General features: G+C 38.3%; 11 protein-coding genes. 4 read left to right on the forward strand and 7 right to left on the reverse strand.

Annotated features, from left to right (window positions below; genetic code table 11):
• Window positions 1-66 precede the first annotated feature (66 nt).
• Window positions 67-1,680 carry a RagB/SusD family nutrient uptake outer membrane protein gene (locus R3E32_06620; protein MEZ4884398.1) on the reverse strand — a complete coding sequence of 538 codons (1,614 nt, stop codon included), beginning with the start codon at window positions 1,678-1,680 and terminating at the stop codon, window positions 67-69.
• 128 nt (window positions 1,681-1,808) lie between these two features.
• Window positions 1,809-4,802: a TonB-dependent receptor gene (locus R3E32_06625; protein ID MEZ4884399.1), complete on the reverse strand. Its 2,994-nt coding sequence runs from the start codon at window positions 4,800-4,802 to the stop codon at window positions 1,809-1,811.
• A gap of 930 nt (window positions 4,803-5,732) precedes the next feature.
• On the opposite strand from R3E32_06625, the gene R3E32_06630 reads away from it, so the two are divergent.
• Both R3E32_06630 and blaOXA read left to right on the forward strand, forming a co-directional pair.
• Complete coding sequence (locus tag R3E32_06630) at window positions 5,733-6,344, forward strand: hypothetical protein (GenBank protein MEZ4884400.1); 612 nt, start codon at window positions 5,733-5,735, stop codon at window positions 6,342-6,344.
• A gap of 206 nt (window positions 6,345-6,550) precedes the next feature.
• Window positions 6,551-7,378, forward strand: coding sequence for a class D beta-lactamase (gene blaOXA / locus R3E32_06635; protein MEZ4884401.1), 828 nt, complete (start codon window positions 6,551-6,553; stop codon window positions 7,376-7,378).
• Window positions 7,379-7,872: 494 nt separating this feature from the next.
• Here the strand turns inward: blaOXA and R3E32_06640 are convergent, their stop codons facing one another.
• The 3 genes from R3E32_06640 to R3E32_06650 form a co-directional block, all read right to left on the reverse strand.
• Window positions 7,873-8,934 (reverse strand): saccharopine dehydrogenase C-terminal domain-containing protein, encoded by a 1,062-nt coding sequence (locus tag R3E32_06640; protein ID MEZ4884402.1) that lies wholly within the window; start codon window positions 8,932-8,934, stop codon window positions 7,873-7,875.
• Between the two features lie 112 nt (window positions 8,935-9,046).
• The gene (locus R3E32_06645) at window positions 9,047-9,625 is read right to left on the reverse strand and encodes a thioredoxin family protein (GenBank protein MEZ4884403.1); all 579 of its coding nucleotides are present in this window, start codon (window positions 9,623-9,625) and stop codon (window positions 9,047-9,049) included.
• A 182-nt stretch (window positions 9,626-9,807) separates the two neighbouring features.
• Window positions 9,808-11,808 (reverse strand): S9 family peptidase, encoded by a 2,001-nt coding sequence (locus tag R3E32_06650; GenBank protein ID MEZ4884404.1) that lies wholly within the window; start codon window positions 11,806-11,808, stop codon window positions 9,808-9,810.
• A gap of 200 nt (window positions 11,809-12,008) precedes the next feature.
• Here R3E32_06650 and R3E32_06655 point away from each other — a divergent pair, with 200 nt between their 5' ends.
• Window positions 12,009-12,629 (forward strand): hypothetical protein, encoded by a 621-nt coding sequence (locus R3E32_06655; GenBank protein MEZ4884405.1) that lies wholly within the window; start codon window positions 12,009-12,011, stop codon window positions 12,627-12,629.
• 75 nt (window positions 12,630-12,704) lie between these two features.
• On the opposite strand, the gene R3E32_06660 is transcribed toward R3E32_06655, so the two are convergent.
• On the reverse strand, window positions 12,705-13,622 hold the full coding sequence (locus tag R3E32_06660) for a site-specific tyrosine recombinase (GenBank protein ID MEZ4884406.1): 918 nt from the start codon (window positions 13,620-13,622) through the stop codon (window positions 12,705-12,707).
• A gap of 447 nt (window positions 13,623-14,069) precedes the next feature.
• Between R3E32_06660 and R3E32_06665 the strand changes: the two genes are divergently transcribed.
• Window positions 14,070-14,267 (forward strand): hypothetical protein, encoded by a 198-nt coding sequence (locus tag R3E32_06665; GenBank protein MEZ4884407.1) that lies wholly within the window; start codon window positions 14,070-14,072, stop codon window positions 14,265-14,267.
• A 77-nt stretch (window positions 14,268-14,344) separates the two neighbouring features.
• Here the strand turns inward: R3E32_06665 and R3E32_06670 are convergent, their stop codons facing one another.
• Window positions 14,345-16,696 carry a TonB-dependent receptor gene (locus tag R3E32_06670; protein ID MEZ4884408.1) on the reverse strand — a complete coding sequence of 784 codons (2,352 nt, stop codon included), beginning with the start codon at window positions 16,694-16,696 and terminating at the stop codon, window positions 14,345-14,347.
• Between the last annotated feature and the right edge of the window lie 3 nt (window positions 16,697-16,699).

Genomic DNA, 16,699 nt, shown 5'->3' on the forward strand with positions numbered 1-16,699 from the left:
GTTTGATTGTTGAACTGTTGCTCACTGGATATTGTTGTCTTGTATAACCATCTAACCATCTAACCATCAATTGTACCCCTCATTTTGAGGATATGATGGTCCCAATAGGTCTATCTGTTGTGGAGGGATAGGCCAGTTTTCCATATATTCTCTGAGGATAACTTTTGGATTTCCTTCGGGATAAGACTCATTCATGTTGTCATTATTCATGTGATCCAAAAGAAATTCGTATAATTTACCTGTTCTCTTGAGGGTGTACCATCGCTGCCCTTCAAAAGCCAATTCTCTTGCTCTTTCGTCCAAAATAGTTTGTAAATCTATAGTGGTTTTGGAAGCTGCATTTGCTCGGTTTCTCACCGCATTAAGGTATTCTAAAGCTTTAGCAGTTTCTCCCAACATCATGTGAGCTTCTGCTCCAATTAGATACGTCTCAGCCAAACGATAGACCATGATATTTTTATAATGATTTCTATCTGTTGGTTCTGCATTTTCATCCAAAAATTTAATCACTCCTGGATTTTGTCTAAGATAATAGGTCAAAAACTCGTTTTGATCGGTTGGATCATTTACATACAAATCGAGCGGGTCACCAATATTTTTTCCTGCGGGTAATGTTTCTTCATCATTATACAAGTACTCAAAAATGTAGTAAGTACCATTTTTTCTATCATCGTTTGGATCTTCATTTAAGAGGTTTATCATATAATTGTTTAGAGACAAAAACCCTACTCCAGCTCCTCCATTCTCTACAGAATGAACAAGACCAGGAGCTGCATGGTATTGCGAAACAATATTCCAATTTAAAATATGTTCTCCACCACCTCCAATCGTTTCTCTTGCAAACAAGGCTGCAAACAATGTTTCGGAATGGTTTATATCTCCTGCAAAAACTTCTTTTGTTGTCGGCACCAAGCTATGGCTGCCACTTTCAATAACAGCATCTGTTTGCGCTGCTGCTGTTGCCCAATCTTCTTGCCACATAGCTACCTTTGCTCGAATGTGTCTTGCCGCACCTTGCGTAAATCTCCCAAATTGAGGTGTTGTATAGTCTAAATTTTGGATAGCAAAATCCAAATCGCTGGTTATTAAAGCAAATATTTCTTCTTTAGAAGATTTATTTTGAGGTACATCAAAAGCATTCTCTGGAGTTGTAGGTTCGGTCGTTACAAATATGTTGTTAAAAAGACGGTATAGTACGAAAAACGAGTTGGCTCTCATACACTTTGCTTCTGATAGAATCTGATTTTTTCTATCTTCATCAATTCCGTCCAAATTTTCTGCTGCTTGAATAATCGCATTCGAACGATCCACAATTTTGTAAAAATGAACCCAGTATTTGTTGATCCCTGATTCCGTCCCAAAATCTCCGATACTTGCGCCCCAAAGTAGGCGACTATACAGGGAAACTTCTCCCGTAACTCCTACTCCAAGGTCACTTTTAGCCTGAAGAATAAGTGGATAGGCCCCATTCAAACTATTGTCTTCATAGATTTGGCGATTAAGCGTGTATAAACCAACTACAGCCGATTCCAGTCCTTCTGCTGTAGTGTATAAGAAATCTACAGAGGTATCAGAAAGTAATTCATCTTTCAGAAAATCATCGCCACAGGAGGTGAAAATTAATGCAATGAACAGCATCCAAATGCTTTTCTTAAAATTTATTTGAGTATATATGTACATGTTTATTTTTTTAAGTATTTTTTTTACAAGTTAGACTGCTTTCTTTTTAGAACATGGAAGGCAGATGACTTTTTTTGACTTCTGACAATGAAATGGTCTGCCCTCTGTCTTCTACTAAATAGTTGTGACTAAAATCCCAATTTAAGACCGAAGGTCAAATTTCGAGTTTCTGGGAAACCAGTAAATGTTCCTCCATCATCATTGTTTTGAACCAAATCTTGTTCAGGACTGTAAGAACGAAAATCAGTGGCTGTCAATAGATTAGTTCCAGTAAAATATATATTCACATTGCTGATTCCTATATTATCCAACATCTTCGCTGGAAAAGTATAGCCTAAAGTTACTGTCCTCAATCGAACATAAGAGGCATCTCTTACTGCAAAAGGAAACAAATGTAAGTGCGTATCTGGCTTGGGGCGAGGATACTCCGTTGAAGGAAATTCGGGAGTATAATACTTAGCCCTAATACCATTGAGAGCACCTTTCCACAACTCACCATTTGCCAGCACGTTATTCAATTTTGTAGCACCTTGTACGATAAATACATCCACAAACAAGCTAAATCCTTTGTAACTTATGTTTGAGTTGATAGAGCCATACCAATCTGGGTCTGTATTGGTAAAGACATTGTCTCTATTATCAATTTGACCATTTCCATCTTGATCCACTACACGAATATCGCCAGGTGAAGCCAACGGGTTTCCACTCCCAGCAATATCATCTCCTTCTTGATAAATTCCATCGTATTGTGGTAGCCATATATTGTTGATAGATTGTCCAACTGACAAACGCCGTCCATCCGTACCTGTAATGTCAATCGGGTTTCCTTCATCATCAACTTCTCCTGTAAGGGCAAGAATTTTATTCCTGTTCTTGGAGAAAATCGTACCGACAGACCAACTAAATTCACTTCCTCTAATCAGATTAGTTGTCAGACTCGCTTCTAATCCTTTGTTTTCCAACTCACCTACGTTGAATCGAATGACATTAAAACCAGTCGTTCCTGCAATCGCTCTATCCAATAGCAAATCACTTGTTTTGGCATGATAATACTCAATCGTTCCTTCAAATAAATTATTGAACAATCTGAAATCCGTTCCTATATTGAAGGTTCTGGTAGTTTCCCATTTTAGGTTAGGGTTCGGCAATCTTGAAGAAGCAGTAGCACCACTTACTGTTCCACTACCAAATACATAAGGTATGTCATCGGCTTTCCCAAGGGTTTCCAAAGAATTAATCCCTTGGTTACCCGTTGCACCATAACTAAGGCGAATTTTTAATTCATCGACTGCGGTTACATCTGCCATAAATGGTTCTAAATGAGCTTTCCAAGCAGCAGATGCAGCAGGAAAAAAGCCCCATTTATTGTCTTCAGAAAATACAGAAGCACCGTCTGCTCTTGCAGTAAGTTCCAATAAATAACGATCCAAATAGTCATAACGCACCCTACCCAAATAGGAAAGTAATCTTCGCTTGGAAACATCTCTGGCATTACTCAACAAGTTAGTTGCATCTCCATTATAAGCTAAGGCATCATTGGTGAAGCCTGATTTTTGAATTTGATTAAACTCTTTCTTTTGTTCGTCAAACGCTTGAACCGCTGTAAAATCAATAGAGTGATTCTCTCCAATTTCAGGAGCATAGGTCACAATATTTTCAATTAATGATTGTCTGAACAAGGTATTTTCGATTTGTGCAAAACCACCTACACCTTCATCTCCTGCCGAATGTAGAGAGGTTCGATACAATCCCCTATTGGTATTTCTGTTTCGCTGAAATGTTCTTAGTGAATAAGAAAGTCCAGGGAAGATTTGATAATTCAGAGTAATATTGACATCCGTCAGGTTTATTTTGGTTTCATCAACGGATTCTCTTTGGTTCCACAAAGGGCTAACGGCTGTATTATTAGGCCCTAAGTAAAATTTCACCAACTCTCCATTTTCATCAAACGGTTTTGCCAAAGGAGTAATATTTGTAAAATTCAAGTCACCTGTTTCCTGATCTTGATTGGCATTTTGGTAATTGAAAATACCTTTTAGACTCAATCTATCCGTAATTTGCTGATCGAGATTTAGCTTGAAAGCAGCTCTGCGATAGCCAGAATTGGGAATAATACCGTCTTGGTCAAAATAATTTATACTTGAAAATACCTTGGTTTTTTCACTACCAGCAGAAAGGCTAAGGGCATGGCTTTGTAGCAGTGCATTATCCAATATTAAGTCCTCCCAATCTACAAATTCTTGGTTGGCAATAGCATCTAATTCAAAAGGTGAAAAAACGTTTAGGTCATTGAGGTACTCTCCTGTAAAACGATTTCTATTGGCTTCTCTTTTTAGGTCAATATACTGCTGTCCGTCGTATTGATTAAAGTTTCTTGTAATCGTCTGAGTAGTCGTAAACCCGTGATAATTGAGGTTTATTTGACCTGCTTTACCCGATTTTGTGGTGACAAGTATAACTCCATTTGAAGCCCTTGAACCATAGATTGCAGTTGAAGAAGCATCTTTAAGAATCTCAATATTGGCAATATCATCTGGAGCCACATCATTGAGGTTGTCGAAAGGCAAACCATCAACTATGATTAATGGAGAATTTCCATTAGGAGCAACCGATACATTTCCCCTAATCACAATATTGGAGCTACCTCCCGGTCTGGCATCAGCAAGGTTTACCTGTACGCCCGCCGCTCTTCCCCTCAGCATCTCTGAAACATTGGTCGTAGGCAAAGCAGTAGCTTCTTCAAGGTTCACGCTGGTAACGGCTCCAACTACATTACTTTTCTTTCTTGTTCCATAACCTACTACGGTTACTTCATCTAAATATTCAGAAGATTCTTGAAGCGTGATGTTTATGGTTGTTTGCTCTCCTACTACAACTACTTGAGGAGTCATTCCTATAAAGCTAAATACCAGTTGATCGGAGGCATTGACATCTTGAAGCGTATAATTACCGTCAATATCTGTTACCGTACCTTTATTGGTGTTTTGCACAACAATACTCGCACCTGGTAGTGAGGCCCCAGATGCATCCGTCACAATACCACTTATCGTCTTGGTTTGCGAAAAAGCATTGAGTGAGCTTAGAATTATGATAGCAATTATTGCTAGTTTCAGTTTTATCATAATGATTTTGGTTTATGTTGATGATAAATTAGATTTACAGTAATTATAGGTCTTCGCATTAAAAAGGAATAAATCGCAACCCACCCCTGCCCCTCCAAGGAGGGGAATACTTGTACCAAGTGGGAAATTCCCCTCTTGGGAGGGGTAAGGGGTGGGTTTAAGTAATATAAACAATCAATGCGGAAACCAATATTTCTAAAACAAAACATTACTAATTAAACTTTGAAGAACATTGTGATTAGGTAAACATGCTACGGATTGCCTCATAGCTTGCTCTACGAATATTGTAGAGTGTACCCTGACTAAGTATCGTACTCAACAATAATTGATAATCCTTTAAATAGGTTATCAAGGTTTTTATTGGAACAACTTTCAACTTTGGGCAAATTTCAAGCAAAGTTCTATGGATAATGAAATTGTTTGCTTAAAGCTAAAAATAACATATTTGCGCAACAATACTACAATTGAACCAAATTTTGTGCTTTTTTGACTACATCATCACTACTGCAATTTGTTTTCTACAATTTGTTTTGACTACATCATTACTACTACAATTTGTTTTCCACAATCTTTTGATTGATTTTCACCTCCTTGTATTTTCTTGGCGAAATAGCAATCTGCACAATTTATATTTATTTTTAATAAATCTGGAGATGATGTAAAAGTTTTTTGGCGTGAATCGTTTAAACTATTGTAGTTTGGTGTACACAATCAGATCAAACTGGTGTGTGCAAATTATTAGGCTGTAGCTCTATCACTGAAACAATAGACGACCGCTTAAAAATCAGAAACTACAATACAATTCTGCTATCTACTTTTTTTGACCAAAAACAGAATTTGGCTATATTTACAAAGTAGGGAAGGCAGTCAAACTCAAGAACCTCTTCCCTATACACCGATTTCGTTCAAAGAAATGTCTGCACTATCAAAGTGGAGCGATTAGCCGAATGCTTGGTGAGCGCAGACATTCCTTTGAGTTGGGCTTCACTAAGAAAAAAGGAAAAATCAATGGATTGGGAGAAAGTTATATTATACGGATTAATTGGCTTAGCAGTTAGCTTGACAATGAATTATATGAATAAAGGAGCAAGCCAAGAAATTGCTAAAAATATGAATGGTGAAATAGAGTTGAGAATGAATAAGCTCTATCAAATTTTAGGGTATGTAAGTATATGTTTTGCCTCAATATTTGTAATAACAGCATTGTATTACCAAGAAAAAGAATTGTATATAATAGGAGTTTTGATGCTTTTTTTATTTGGAGGATTAGGAATACCTTGTTTGATGTATTATCAAAATCACAAGCTGCAATTCAACGATGAAAGAATAATTGTTCAAAATTGGAGAAAAAAAGTTGAAGAAATTACCTGGGGCGAAATAAATGAAATCAAATTCAATCCGTTCTCAGGGTATCTGAAAATAAGAGGTTTAAACAAAATAATTACAATTCACCAACACTTAGTAGGGTTGAAGGAATTCACCAATAAAATGGAAGAAAAAACAAATTGGAAAACAAGTGAATTGAAATTACCAATTAATTAAAAAAGAAAGCGAACGTCCAACGACATAAGTGAGGTTGTTTTCGATCTCATTTGCTCCGTTAGAACTTTAGGATTGTCCTTAGTTCAGGCCACCCCTTCTTTACACTCTGTAAAGTATTTAAATATATTTATCTTAGCAGCGAGTTTTCGCTACACATAGTTGTAGGTGCAATTGCGTGTACACTCGCTCTTTTAGCAGCAACAAATATGACAACGAAACAGACTATATTAGTTTTGACTTTGGCAGTTTGTGGTCTGATTGCTTGTAAGCAAAAACATGTGACTGAAATCCGTGATGACTTCAAGAAATATTATGACCAATTTCAAGTTGAGGGTTCTTTTGCTCTTTACGACCAACAACAGGATAAATACACTTTTTACAATCAAGACCAATTCAAACAGGTCTTTTCTCCTGCTTCAACTTTTAAAATTTGCAATTCACTTATCGGCCTGGAGACTGGGGTAATAAAAGACGAGAAATTTGTTATTCCCTGGGACAGTGTAGTCAGAAATCCTTTATGGGACCAAGACCACGATATGAAAACAGCATTTGCAAACTCAACAGTTTGGTATTATCAAGAGCTTGCAAGAAGGGTTGGCGGGCAACGTATGAATTACTGGCTTGACAAAGCAAACTACGGCAATGCAGACACTTCGGGCGGCATAGACAAGTTTTGGCTAACTGGAGGACTTCATATTTCACCCGAACAGCAAATAGACTTTCTAAAACAACTTCGCAACAATAACCTGCCTTTTTCCCAACGCTCAATGGAAATTGTAAAGAACATAATGATTGCAAAGGATACATTGGATTATGTAGTAAGAGGTAAAACCGGTTGGGGAGAGCATGGCAACAAAGACGTTGGTTGGTATGTTGGCTATGTTGAGACAAAAGACAATGTTTATTATTTTACTAATTGTGTTCTAATAGACACCGAGAAATTAAATGATGTCAATCGTGCCATTAGCTTTGATAACTCAAGAATAGCAATTGTTTATACAATACTTAACAATCTCAAACTGACAAACAAATGAGAATTTGCTGCTAAAACGGATTTGGCAAAAGTGGCGGTTCAGTACTCCGCAGATAGTTTGTCATTATTCAAACATTGGTTGTCTGCATCAGTGATGAAAATCGCCCCTTTCGTCAAGCCCGAAAACGTTGGACACAGACTTCGCCTATTGGAATTTATATCATTCCTCTCATAAGGCAAAAAGCACTGCTCACAACACTACATACACAAAATTGCACACACTTTGTTTGTCTGTGGTTATCTTTCTTTCTTAATGGAGAATACTCCTTAGCAGCAAGTGCTTTACATGAGGTTGTGGGTGCAATTTCGTATATTTTTTTATATCAAAAAAACATACCTAAATAAATTATTCAAATTGTTTTATTTAGACGATTTTTCATGTGACCTCTGCAAGACTTTGGATGGCTCGTTTATATACTAAAAACTTATCAATTCAGTCTAATGCTAAAAATTTAAGTAAAAACCAAAATCACATTTTATGCTTCAAACCGTAAATTAAGATTTGAAGTAACCACCATTTTTGGTTTCCAAAAACGCATCAAAAGGAATCTCTTCTTGTTTGATAAAACCTTTGTTAGGCAATGTACCATTTGCCACCATTTCAATCACCGCCACCAAACTTGCAGCCGTCGTCCAAGAAATCGCCCGCCAATGCTGACCGTCTATTTCGATGGGATGAAATGCACGGTAGTATTCATTTCTAAACAATTTATCACCTTGCCAACCTTCAACAACTGCATAGACATACACAACATCCTCTTTAACAGGAGGTTTAGCGTTTTTCAAAATATTCTCCAACTGTTGTATGTCGTTCTTCATGATCAATTCATACATCAAAAACCGCATCAATTTGGCATGACCAGGATAACGCATCGTTTTGTAGTTCAAGGTATCTACTTTTCCTTCAAAGGTTTCACACATCGTTCCCAAACCGCCAGAAGTAGTAAAAGCTTCAAATTCTTGACCTTCAATATTGATGTATTCGATACCATTCAAGGAAGGCATCATTTTGCGGACTCCATTGTGAATTGCCTCTGCATCGTTCAAGTATTCATTGATGACTCCCGCAGGTGACCAAGTGAACGAATAGGCCAATAAACCATTCGGATAACGAGGCAATGCGCCTACTCTGAGCTCAATGTCCCGAACTTTGGTGAAACTTTTAGTCAAATCAGCCCCAATAATGCCAATCAAACCTGGAGCCAAACCACATTGAGGAGCCATGACCGATGTTGCCGTTTCGCTCAATGAACGAATATAGTTGGTGGTTTCGACATCTTCGGTTAGGTCAAAATAGTGCTTGCTGTGTTTGTGTGCAAGTGCTGCAATCGGCTTGTTGAGGAAAAAAGGCAATGCAGATACCACTGCATCAAAGTCTTGAATCATTTTTTCCATAAATTCTCCATCGCTCACATCTCCCTTCAATACCGTGAAAGGTAGGTCATAATCATAATGCGGAGCGTCTTTGTCCATTCCTGTCACTTCAAAATCTTTGCTCAACAAGGTAGCGACCAATGTTCCCACTTTCCCTAAGCCAAGGGTCAATATTTTCTTCATGTTTTAAATTACAATTTTTTGATAAAATTTGAGGCAGCAAATTTATTCAATTTGACTACAAGCCAAAACTTATCCTGATTATATAAACATGAAGCTATACTAAATTTTTCAGTTAGGCATAGTCTGGAAAAATACCTCCTTTCCATTTGACATTGCAGCCAATGCTCGGAATTTGACGAGCATTGACCTCCTCCCCTGCTACGGTCGCATCTAATGCCGCACGAATATCTTTTCCCGTCACAGGTTTGCCATTGCCTGGTCTTGAAGCATCCAATTGACCTCGGTAAACGCACTTCAAATCGGCATCAAAAATGGAGAAGTCGGGCGTACAAACAGCTTTGTAGGCTTTTGCGACATCTTGTGTTTCGTCAAAAAGATAGGGAAAAGGATAGCCTACTTTTGCAGCCAATTCGGTCATTTTTTCGGGACTGTCTTGTGGGTATTTTTCAATGTCATTGCAGCTGATGGCTACAAATCCAACTCCCTGCGGCATATAATCGTTTGCCAATTGTACCAACTGTTCATTGACGTGAAGCACAAACGGGCAGTGATTGCAGGTGAACATCACTACGGTTGCTTTTTCACCTTTGATGTCTGTAAGGCTTTTGTATTCACCTGAAATGGTGTCGAATAAATTGAAATCAGGGGCTTCAAAACCCAATTCTACGGATACAGTTTCTGTTGCTGCCATGTTTTGATGGTTATTTTTTGTGGTTCTCAGACAAAATCTGTGAAAATAGACTTCGGAAGTTTAGATATTGAAAAACAATAGGGTTATTTTAGGTATTCATTTAACGTTTTGGAAAACAAAACTTCCAAAGTCTTTGCCACCTCCACAAAAATTGTCAGAGAACCTTTTTTGTTTATCGAATATTATTTTGCCAGATATTTGTCGAACCAACGTCCAATGTGTTCTAAACGCACTACTCTTCTATCTGTTCGCCCAATGCGTGACAATCCATGTGATTCATCGGGAAAAATCACCAATTCTGTATCTACTCCCAATTTCTTCAAGGCAATATAGACTTGCTCTCCCTGTTCCAAATTGCATCGGTAATCTTTTTCGCTGTGAATCACCAAAGTAGGCGTTTTGGCATTTCCGATGTATTTGATGGGTGACATTCGCCAAAAATTTTCCATGTCTTCAAAAGGAGGTTTGTCGCCAAAACACTGTTGGAAAATCCAATTGCCATCACTTGAACCCCACATACTCACCAGATTACTGACACAACGTTGGGTTACTCCTGCTTTGAAGCGATCCGTATGCCCAATAATCCAATTGGTCATATATCCACCGTAACTACCTCCTGTCACGCCCATTCGTTTGATATCAATATAGGGTAGTTTGGTCATGTAATCTGTCCAAGCCATCAAATCTTTGTAGTCTGCTCCACCCCAATCGTTCCAGATTGCCTTTGCGTGATTTTCACCATAGCCCTGCCCACCTCTCGGATTGCAAAAATACACGACATAACCTTTTGCAGCCAAATAGTAAAACTCGTGGGTAAATGCTTCGCCATATTGCAGCAAAGGGCCGCCGTGAATTTGTAGAATGGAAGGATATTTTTTCTTAGGATTGAAGTTAGGCGGTTTCACTATCCAACCTTGTAGGTCGTTCTCGTCTGCGCCTTTGAACCAAACTTCTTCAATTTCACCCAAATTCCGTTTTTGCAGCAGTTTATGGTTTAAATTCGTCAATACCTTGACTTTCTTTCCTTTTTTTACTGCAATTTGGCAAGGATCAGTCATTGTCCCCAAAACGACTGCCAATATGTTTTGCTCGGCATCATAACTGATAGGCCCTGCTACGCCTTTTTCATCCAAAACGGTGGACAATGATTTGTCCGAAAGCTGCAAATTGTGAATAGAGGCCCGTCCGTGTTTGGCGATTTGAAAGGTAATGGATTGGCTGTCTTTCGACCATACAGGTGCAGAGTGAGCGGGTACGCCCATTGTGTCATTAGTCGTGTAGGTATCGAGGTTGAGATCGTATTGTTTGGTGAGGTTTTCGGGTTCGGAAGAACCGTCTGCCTTTACCCGCCACAGGTTGTTGTTTCGATACCACTCCAATCCGTCTTTGGCAAGATAGGCAATCCACTCTCCATCGGGTGACCACGAAGGCAATTGAAGCTGACCAGCTTGTGTACTAATTTTCTGCTTTTTCTTGGTTTTTATCTCCATCACGAACAAGTCCTCTGCCTCGGTCGCCAAATGAGCATCATCACTGATATTGCTGGTGTAGGCTATTTTTTTGCCATCGGGAGACCAAGTAGGATGGTTTTCATCGTGTTTTTTGCCTTTGGTGAGGTCTTCCACTTTTTTGCCTTTCACTGTCAAAACACTGATTCCCCAATGTGTGTCAGTTTTGTAGCCCATTCCGTCAAATTTGTAGGAAGCTTTGGTGTAATGTCGTGCTACGACACCCAATTTCTTTTTTTGTTCGTCTGTTTCCTGTTCAATGGATTCTTTGCTTTTTCTTTGCAGATTGAAGACAATTTTTTTGCCATCGGGCGACCACTCAAAATAACCAATAGAGCCTTTCACATCTGTCATTTTCTCGGCTTCTCCTCCTCCAAACTGTATGATGTATAGCTGTGTTTCTTCTTCACGATTGGAGGTAAAAGCAATGGATTTACCATCAGGTGACCATTGAGGATTGGTATCCATTTGTTTGCCAAAAGTGATTTGTCTGGCTTTTGCAGTATTCGTATCCACTGACCACAGATTGGCATATTTTTTTTCGGTTTTTTCCTCTACCCAATGCACAGGATACACCACAGTTTGACCATCGGGTGATAAAGCACAAGTGCTAATCAGTTGGATATCGTATAGGTCTTTTGAAGTAATTCTCTTTTCTGTGTTGTTTTTTGTCATGATTGATGCAACTTTTAGGTTATTTTTTGCCTTTAGATTATACGTTTGCAAGATACAAAAGTCAAACTACTATTGAAAAACGTTAAAAACTTAATGACTTTTATTAACATTTTCAATTTACATTAGATAACTTATTTAGGCATGAGGAAACGCTTTACTTTGTTAATTCAATTTAAAACAATCATTAAAAAAGTCAATTCATGAAAAACATTTTGAATAGAATCCCTTTGATTATTTTTATTTTAAGTTTTTTCGCTACCAGTCATGTATTCGCACAAAGAGTGTCTGTAACCAGCAATTTCAGTGTTATCGAAAATGACAGGGTGGAAGGTGAAAATGTCAATGTACTGGACGAAAATACCACAACTGCTTCCCTAAATCTTCGCTTTTACGACCAAAATCTCTGGGCAATTCGTTTGGGTGCGGGTGTGAAAGATTTGGAGTATAAATTTCAAGATGGCACGTTGAATACAAGTTATGATGTGAATCGAGAAAGCTTTTTTGTCAATGTTGGCTTGGAAAAACATTTTCGTTTACCGCTCAATCCCTACTTGGGTGTGAATGTGCCGATTACCTTCGATGGTGATGATACTGTAAACAACAATAGTATTGACAATAGCAGCGTAAAAACAGGCTTCAATGTGTTGGCAGGTGCCAACCTTTCGCTTTTCAAGATATTGCGAATAGGTTTTGAATTCAATACGGGCTTTAATAGCTTCAATAAAGAAGTTTTGAAGAATCTCAGCCCTGGAGAAACGAGCAGCATCAAATTGAAGAACATGGACTATAGAGGTGAAATCACCGTGGGCGTTGCTTTGTAGTTACTGCAATAACAATTCGTATTTTTTTCATATTCATGCAAATAGAGCCTGCGATGCAACATCGCGGGCTTTTTTTTACCCAAACCTTGGATGAAATTGTATCAAGGTATCTCTCAAATAACTTTGGTCAATTTTGGAATAGATTTCGGTGGTTGTAATGGATTCATGTCCAAGCATTTCTTGAATTGCTCTTAAATCTGCTCCTCCTTCATAGAGGTGTGTTGCAAACGTGTGGCGAAACGTATGTGGGCTGACTACCTTTTGGATGCCTGCCTCTTTTGCAGCTTGTTTCACAATGTTGAAAATCATGACCCTACTTAAATTTTTTCCCCTTCGATTTAGAAACAAAAAATCTTCCATTTTGGGCTTGATGGGTTGATGAACCCGTACTTGTTCTTTGTAGATAAGAACTTGTTTTAGTGCAGATTGATTGATGGGAACCAGTCGTTCTTTGTTGCTTTTGCCAATAATCCTGACGAAACCTGCTTGCAAATAAAGGTTGGAAATTTTGAGGCTGGTGAGCTCAGATGCACGCAACCCACAACCATACAATACTTCAATAATTGCCTTGTTGCGTTCGCCTTCAGGTTTGCTAAGGTCTATGGCTGCAATCATTTGATTGATTTCTTCGACACTTAATATAGTAGGTACTTTGGTTCCTATTTTGGGACTCTCTAAATGCTTTACAGGATTGCGTTTGATCCATTCTTCGAGCATCAGAAACTTATAAAAAGCCTTGATTCCCGATAAGATACGGGCTTGTGATCGAATGCTGATGCCCGTTTCGGTCAAGGTTTGGAGGAAAAGTTCGCAGTGTTTTGGCTCTAAGGTTTGGGGTAGCAATTCTAATTCACTTTGAATTACAAATAACTTCAATTTTTCTATATCACGCATATAGGCTTCGACTGAATTTATGGCTAATGAGCGTTCCAACTGCAAATAAGCTTTGAACTCTACTAAAGCAGTTTTCCATGTGAGGTGACTTTCTGGCATTGCAGATCAAAAATAAGTTTGTATGCTTAAAAAAAATAAACGGCTCATCGAAGATTTTAGTGGAATCAGATTTTTGTAGTTTATTCTTAAAGATATGGAATGTTTGAAAATCAGTATGCTCTACAAAAGGAAACTACAAAAGTCTTTAACTACTCCACTAAAAATATCCATGAGTCAAATAAACACTGCAAAATAATACATTTACAGGTGACATAAAGAAGCTGAAATCGTCTTTGATATAAGATTATTGATCTCCTATTGTTCTACTCTCAAACTCACCTTTCTTTTCTATTGCTGATTTTCATTAAAACTTTTATTCGGTCAAGTTGCGTTTTTGCTAATGTAATAGGCTTAAACAATATAATTTGACAAAAAATAAAAATCATTTAAAAAAATATTTTTATTTATATATGTAAGCGATTATTTTCTTTACTAAATGTTAATGCCATGCTTTCCAATACTCTTTTTGAAGTAAACGAGATTTTGCAATTAACCTTGTTGCATTATGCTGCTGAGTCTTCTACCAAGTCTTACAATGATACCATTGTAGATGAAATAATCCATATTATTGAGAAGATTGACCGACTCCGTAGCAAATTAGATGTTCCTCCTACTACTTTTGACTTTGGACTTTCACATAATTAGCAACGAAAAGATGGATATTAGAGAAGTGAAGCTATCAACAACTTCTTATCCCTAATATCCATTTTTTATTGTGTCATCTAAAACTCTACTCGATAACTTAATACAGGAATCAAACCTGTTTGATAATCATACTCAATAGTCTGTGAATTGACATTGTAATAATCCCCCCAAATATTTTCACGATTCAAGGCATTGAGCAAATCCAAACGCCATTCTGTTGTTTTGCTGCGTTTGTTTTTGCGGTAACTCAATTGTAGGTCAAACTTCATGAAATCGGGATAACGCTCTTCGTAAGCTCCGTCAATATTCCGAACAGTTTCTCCATTTTGGCGAGAATGTTCTAAATCAATAGGTATAAAACGGCTGTTTCCACCCCAAGTTCCCCGCATATTCACTCCAATCAAATTTTGTTTGCGCTTTCCGACTTTGAATTCCTTTCCTGACAACACATTGAAGTTGAAGTTTCCATTGAAGGGTGTGTTTCTTTCTTTTCCATCCAAAGCCGTAAATTTGGCTTCATAAAGCGAAGCAGTCGTTAGCAGGTAAAAACCTTTGGAGAAAAATCGCTGTGCCGTAAATTCCAGCCCATAGTTTCGTCCTGTTCCTTCATTCATCAAATCCTGAGTACTGAAACCTTCCTCCAACAAAATCGGTGAAAAAATAGAACCTACAACCGAACTAATTGGTAGGTTGTAAAGCCTTTGAAAGTAGGCTTCTGTCTTGAAATACCATTGGTTATTGACCGATACATCGTAGCCCAAAACATAATGCTGCGCTTTGGAAAAATCCAAGTTTCGGTTAGGCTGCAATTTTGTGCCATCCTCCAACAACTGATTCGCCAAATAATACTCCAATGATTCCACTTTGCTATGAATTCCAAAACCAAAACTCAAAGATTGATTGGGCTGCAATTGCCACTTCAATGCAGAACGTGGCTCAACGGCTGTACTTTCATTCAAGCCAAATCGAAGGAAATGGACTCCATTTACCCACGATAAACTTTCGGTGAGTCGAAATTTCCAACTTGTATAAGCTTGTAAAGTACTGGCATTGCCTTTCTCATTGAAGCGTTCAAAATTGTTGAAAGGTGGTTCAATGCTCGGAAACTGAAAACTTTCTAAAAAATTGTAACCCAAAGCGGTATAGGTCAATCCGCTTTCTACAATATGCTGGCGATTCAACTTGGTATTGAAACGCATAGAAGCACGGGCATAGGTTTTGTTAAATTGTTCTTTATAAGTCCCTTGATAAGTTCCTTCATTGTCCTCCTCATCTTCTCCAATGCTCGTTGCAGATAAAGACAAAGTAGTTTTGAGATAGGTTTTATCACCCAAAATTGCCAGATGCGACAAACCCATTGCCCCCATATTTGCTTTTTCGACATCCGAATAGTCAATATCTTTGGGTTGGTAGGTATTTTTACTCAAACCGCCGATTCCCCAAAGCGAAAAAGTACCCATTTTTTGGGTAGGAATATGCAGTTTGAAGGAAACATCTTGGTAAGTTGTCACATCCTCGTCACCGACAATTCCTACGCCCAAATCGTTCAACAAGGCCAAAGTTGAATAGCGGTAATTCACCAAAAAAGAAGCTCCACTACCTTTCTTCAAAGGCCCTTCGGCTGCGGCTTCCATCCCCAAAATACCTGCCTGCAAAGTGTATTCATTTTTTTCATTATTACCATTCCGCAACTTCAAATCAAATACACCCGAAAGTGCATTGCCAAACTCTGACGGAAAAGCTCCTGTATAAAAATCAGACTTACTCAATACATTGGCACTCAAAATGCTAATCCCTCCACTTGAAGCTCCCTCCGAAGCAAAATGATTAGGGTTTGGAATTTCCACGCCCTCCATTCGCCACAACAAACCTCTTGGTGAATTGCCTCGAATGATAATGGCATTTTGGTCATCACCTCCGTTACTACTAACTCCTGCAAAAGCCGATACCATGCGTGCAGGATCGCTGACACTTGCGGCATAACGTTTGGTTTCTTCCACCGAAAAAGATTGTGCGCTTACCGTCGCCATTTCGTTCAAAACCTGTGCTTTGTTTTGAGTTGCCTTCACTACGATTTCATTCATTTCGACCACTGACTCTATCAATTCTATATTGATAACCAATTCTTTCCCTACCCCCAACAATACATTGGGTAAGCTTTGGCTTTCGTAGCCCAAAAAAGAAATTGTCAAAGTATGTCGTCCGACAGGAGCTTTTTCGATTTTGAAGTTGCCATTCACATCCGTACTTGCACCCAAAAACGGATCAGAATCCACTACCACCACATTTGCGCCAATGATGGGAATTTGGGTATCATGGTCAATGACTGTTCCACGAATGGTTTGATGCAATTGGCTATTTTGTGCCAACGTTTCATCGTTGAGGTATAGGCATAGAAAACCCGCCATGATAAAAATAAAATTCTTCATATT

Source organism: Chitinophagales bacterium (assembly GCA_041392475.1).
Taxonomy (GTDB): domain Bacteria; phylum Bacteroidota; class Bacteroidia; order Chitinophagales; family UBA2359; genus JAUHXA01.

Coding starts and splice junctions, on each gene's coding strand:
- R3E32_06620 (MEZ4884398.1), bottom strand. CDS start 1,680: ATGTACATATATACTCAAATAAATTTTAAGAAAAGCATTTGGATGCTG.
- R3E32_06625 (MEZ4884399.1), bottom strand. CDS start 4,802: ATGATAAAACTGAAACTAGCAATAATTGCTATCATAATTCTAAGCTCA.
- blaOXA (MEZ4884401.1), top strand. CDS start 6,551: ATGACAACGAAACAGACTATATTAGTTTTGACTTTGGCAGTTTGTGGT.
- R3E32_06640 (MEZ4884402.1), bottom strand. CDS start 8,934: ATGAAGAAAATATTGACCCTTGGCTTAGGGAAAGTGGGAACATTGGTC.
- R3E32_06645 (MEZ4884403.1), bottom strand. CDS start 9,625: ATGGCAGCAACAGAAACTGTATCCGTAGAATTGGGTTTTGAAGCCCCT.
- R3E32_06650 (MEZ4884404.1), bottom strand. CDS start 11,808: ATGACAAAAAACAACACAGAAAAGAGAATTACTTCAAAAGACCTATAC.
- R3E32_06655 (MEZ4884405.1), top strand. CDS start 12,009: ATGAAAAACATTTTGAATAGAATCCCTTTGATTATTTTTATTTTAAGT.
- R3E32_06660 (MEZ4884406.1), bottom strand. CDS start 13,622: ATGCCAGAAAGTCACCTCACATGGAAAACTGCTTTAGTAGAGTTCAAA.
- R3E32_06665 (MEZ4884407.1), top strand. CDS start 14,070: ATGCTTTCCAATACTCTTTTTGAAGTAAACGAGATTTTGCAATTAACC.
- R3E32_06670 (MEZ4884408.1), bottom strand. CDS start 16,696: ATGAAGAATTTTATTTTTATCATGGCGGGTTTTCTATGCCTATACCTC.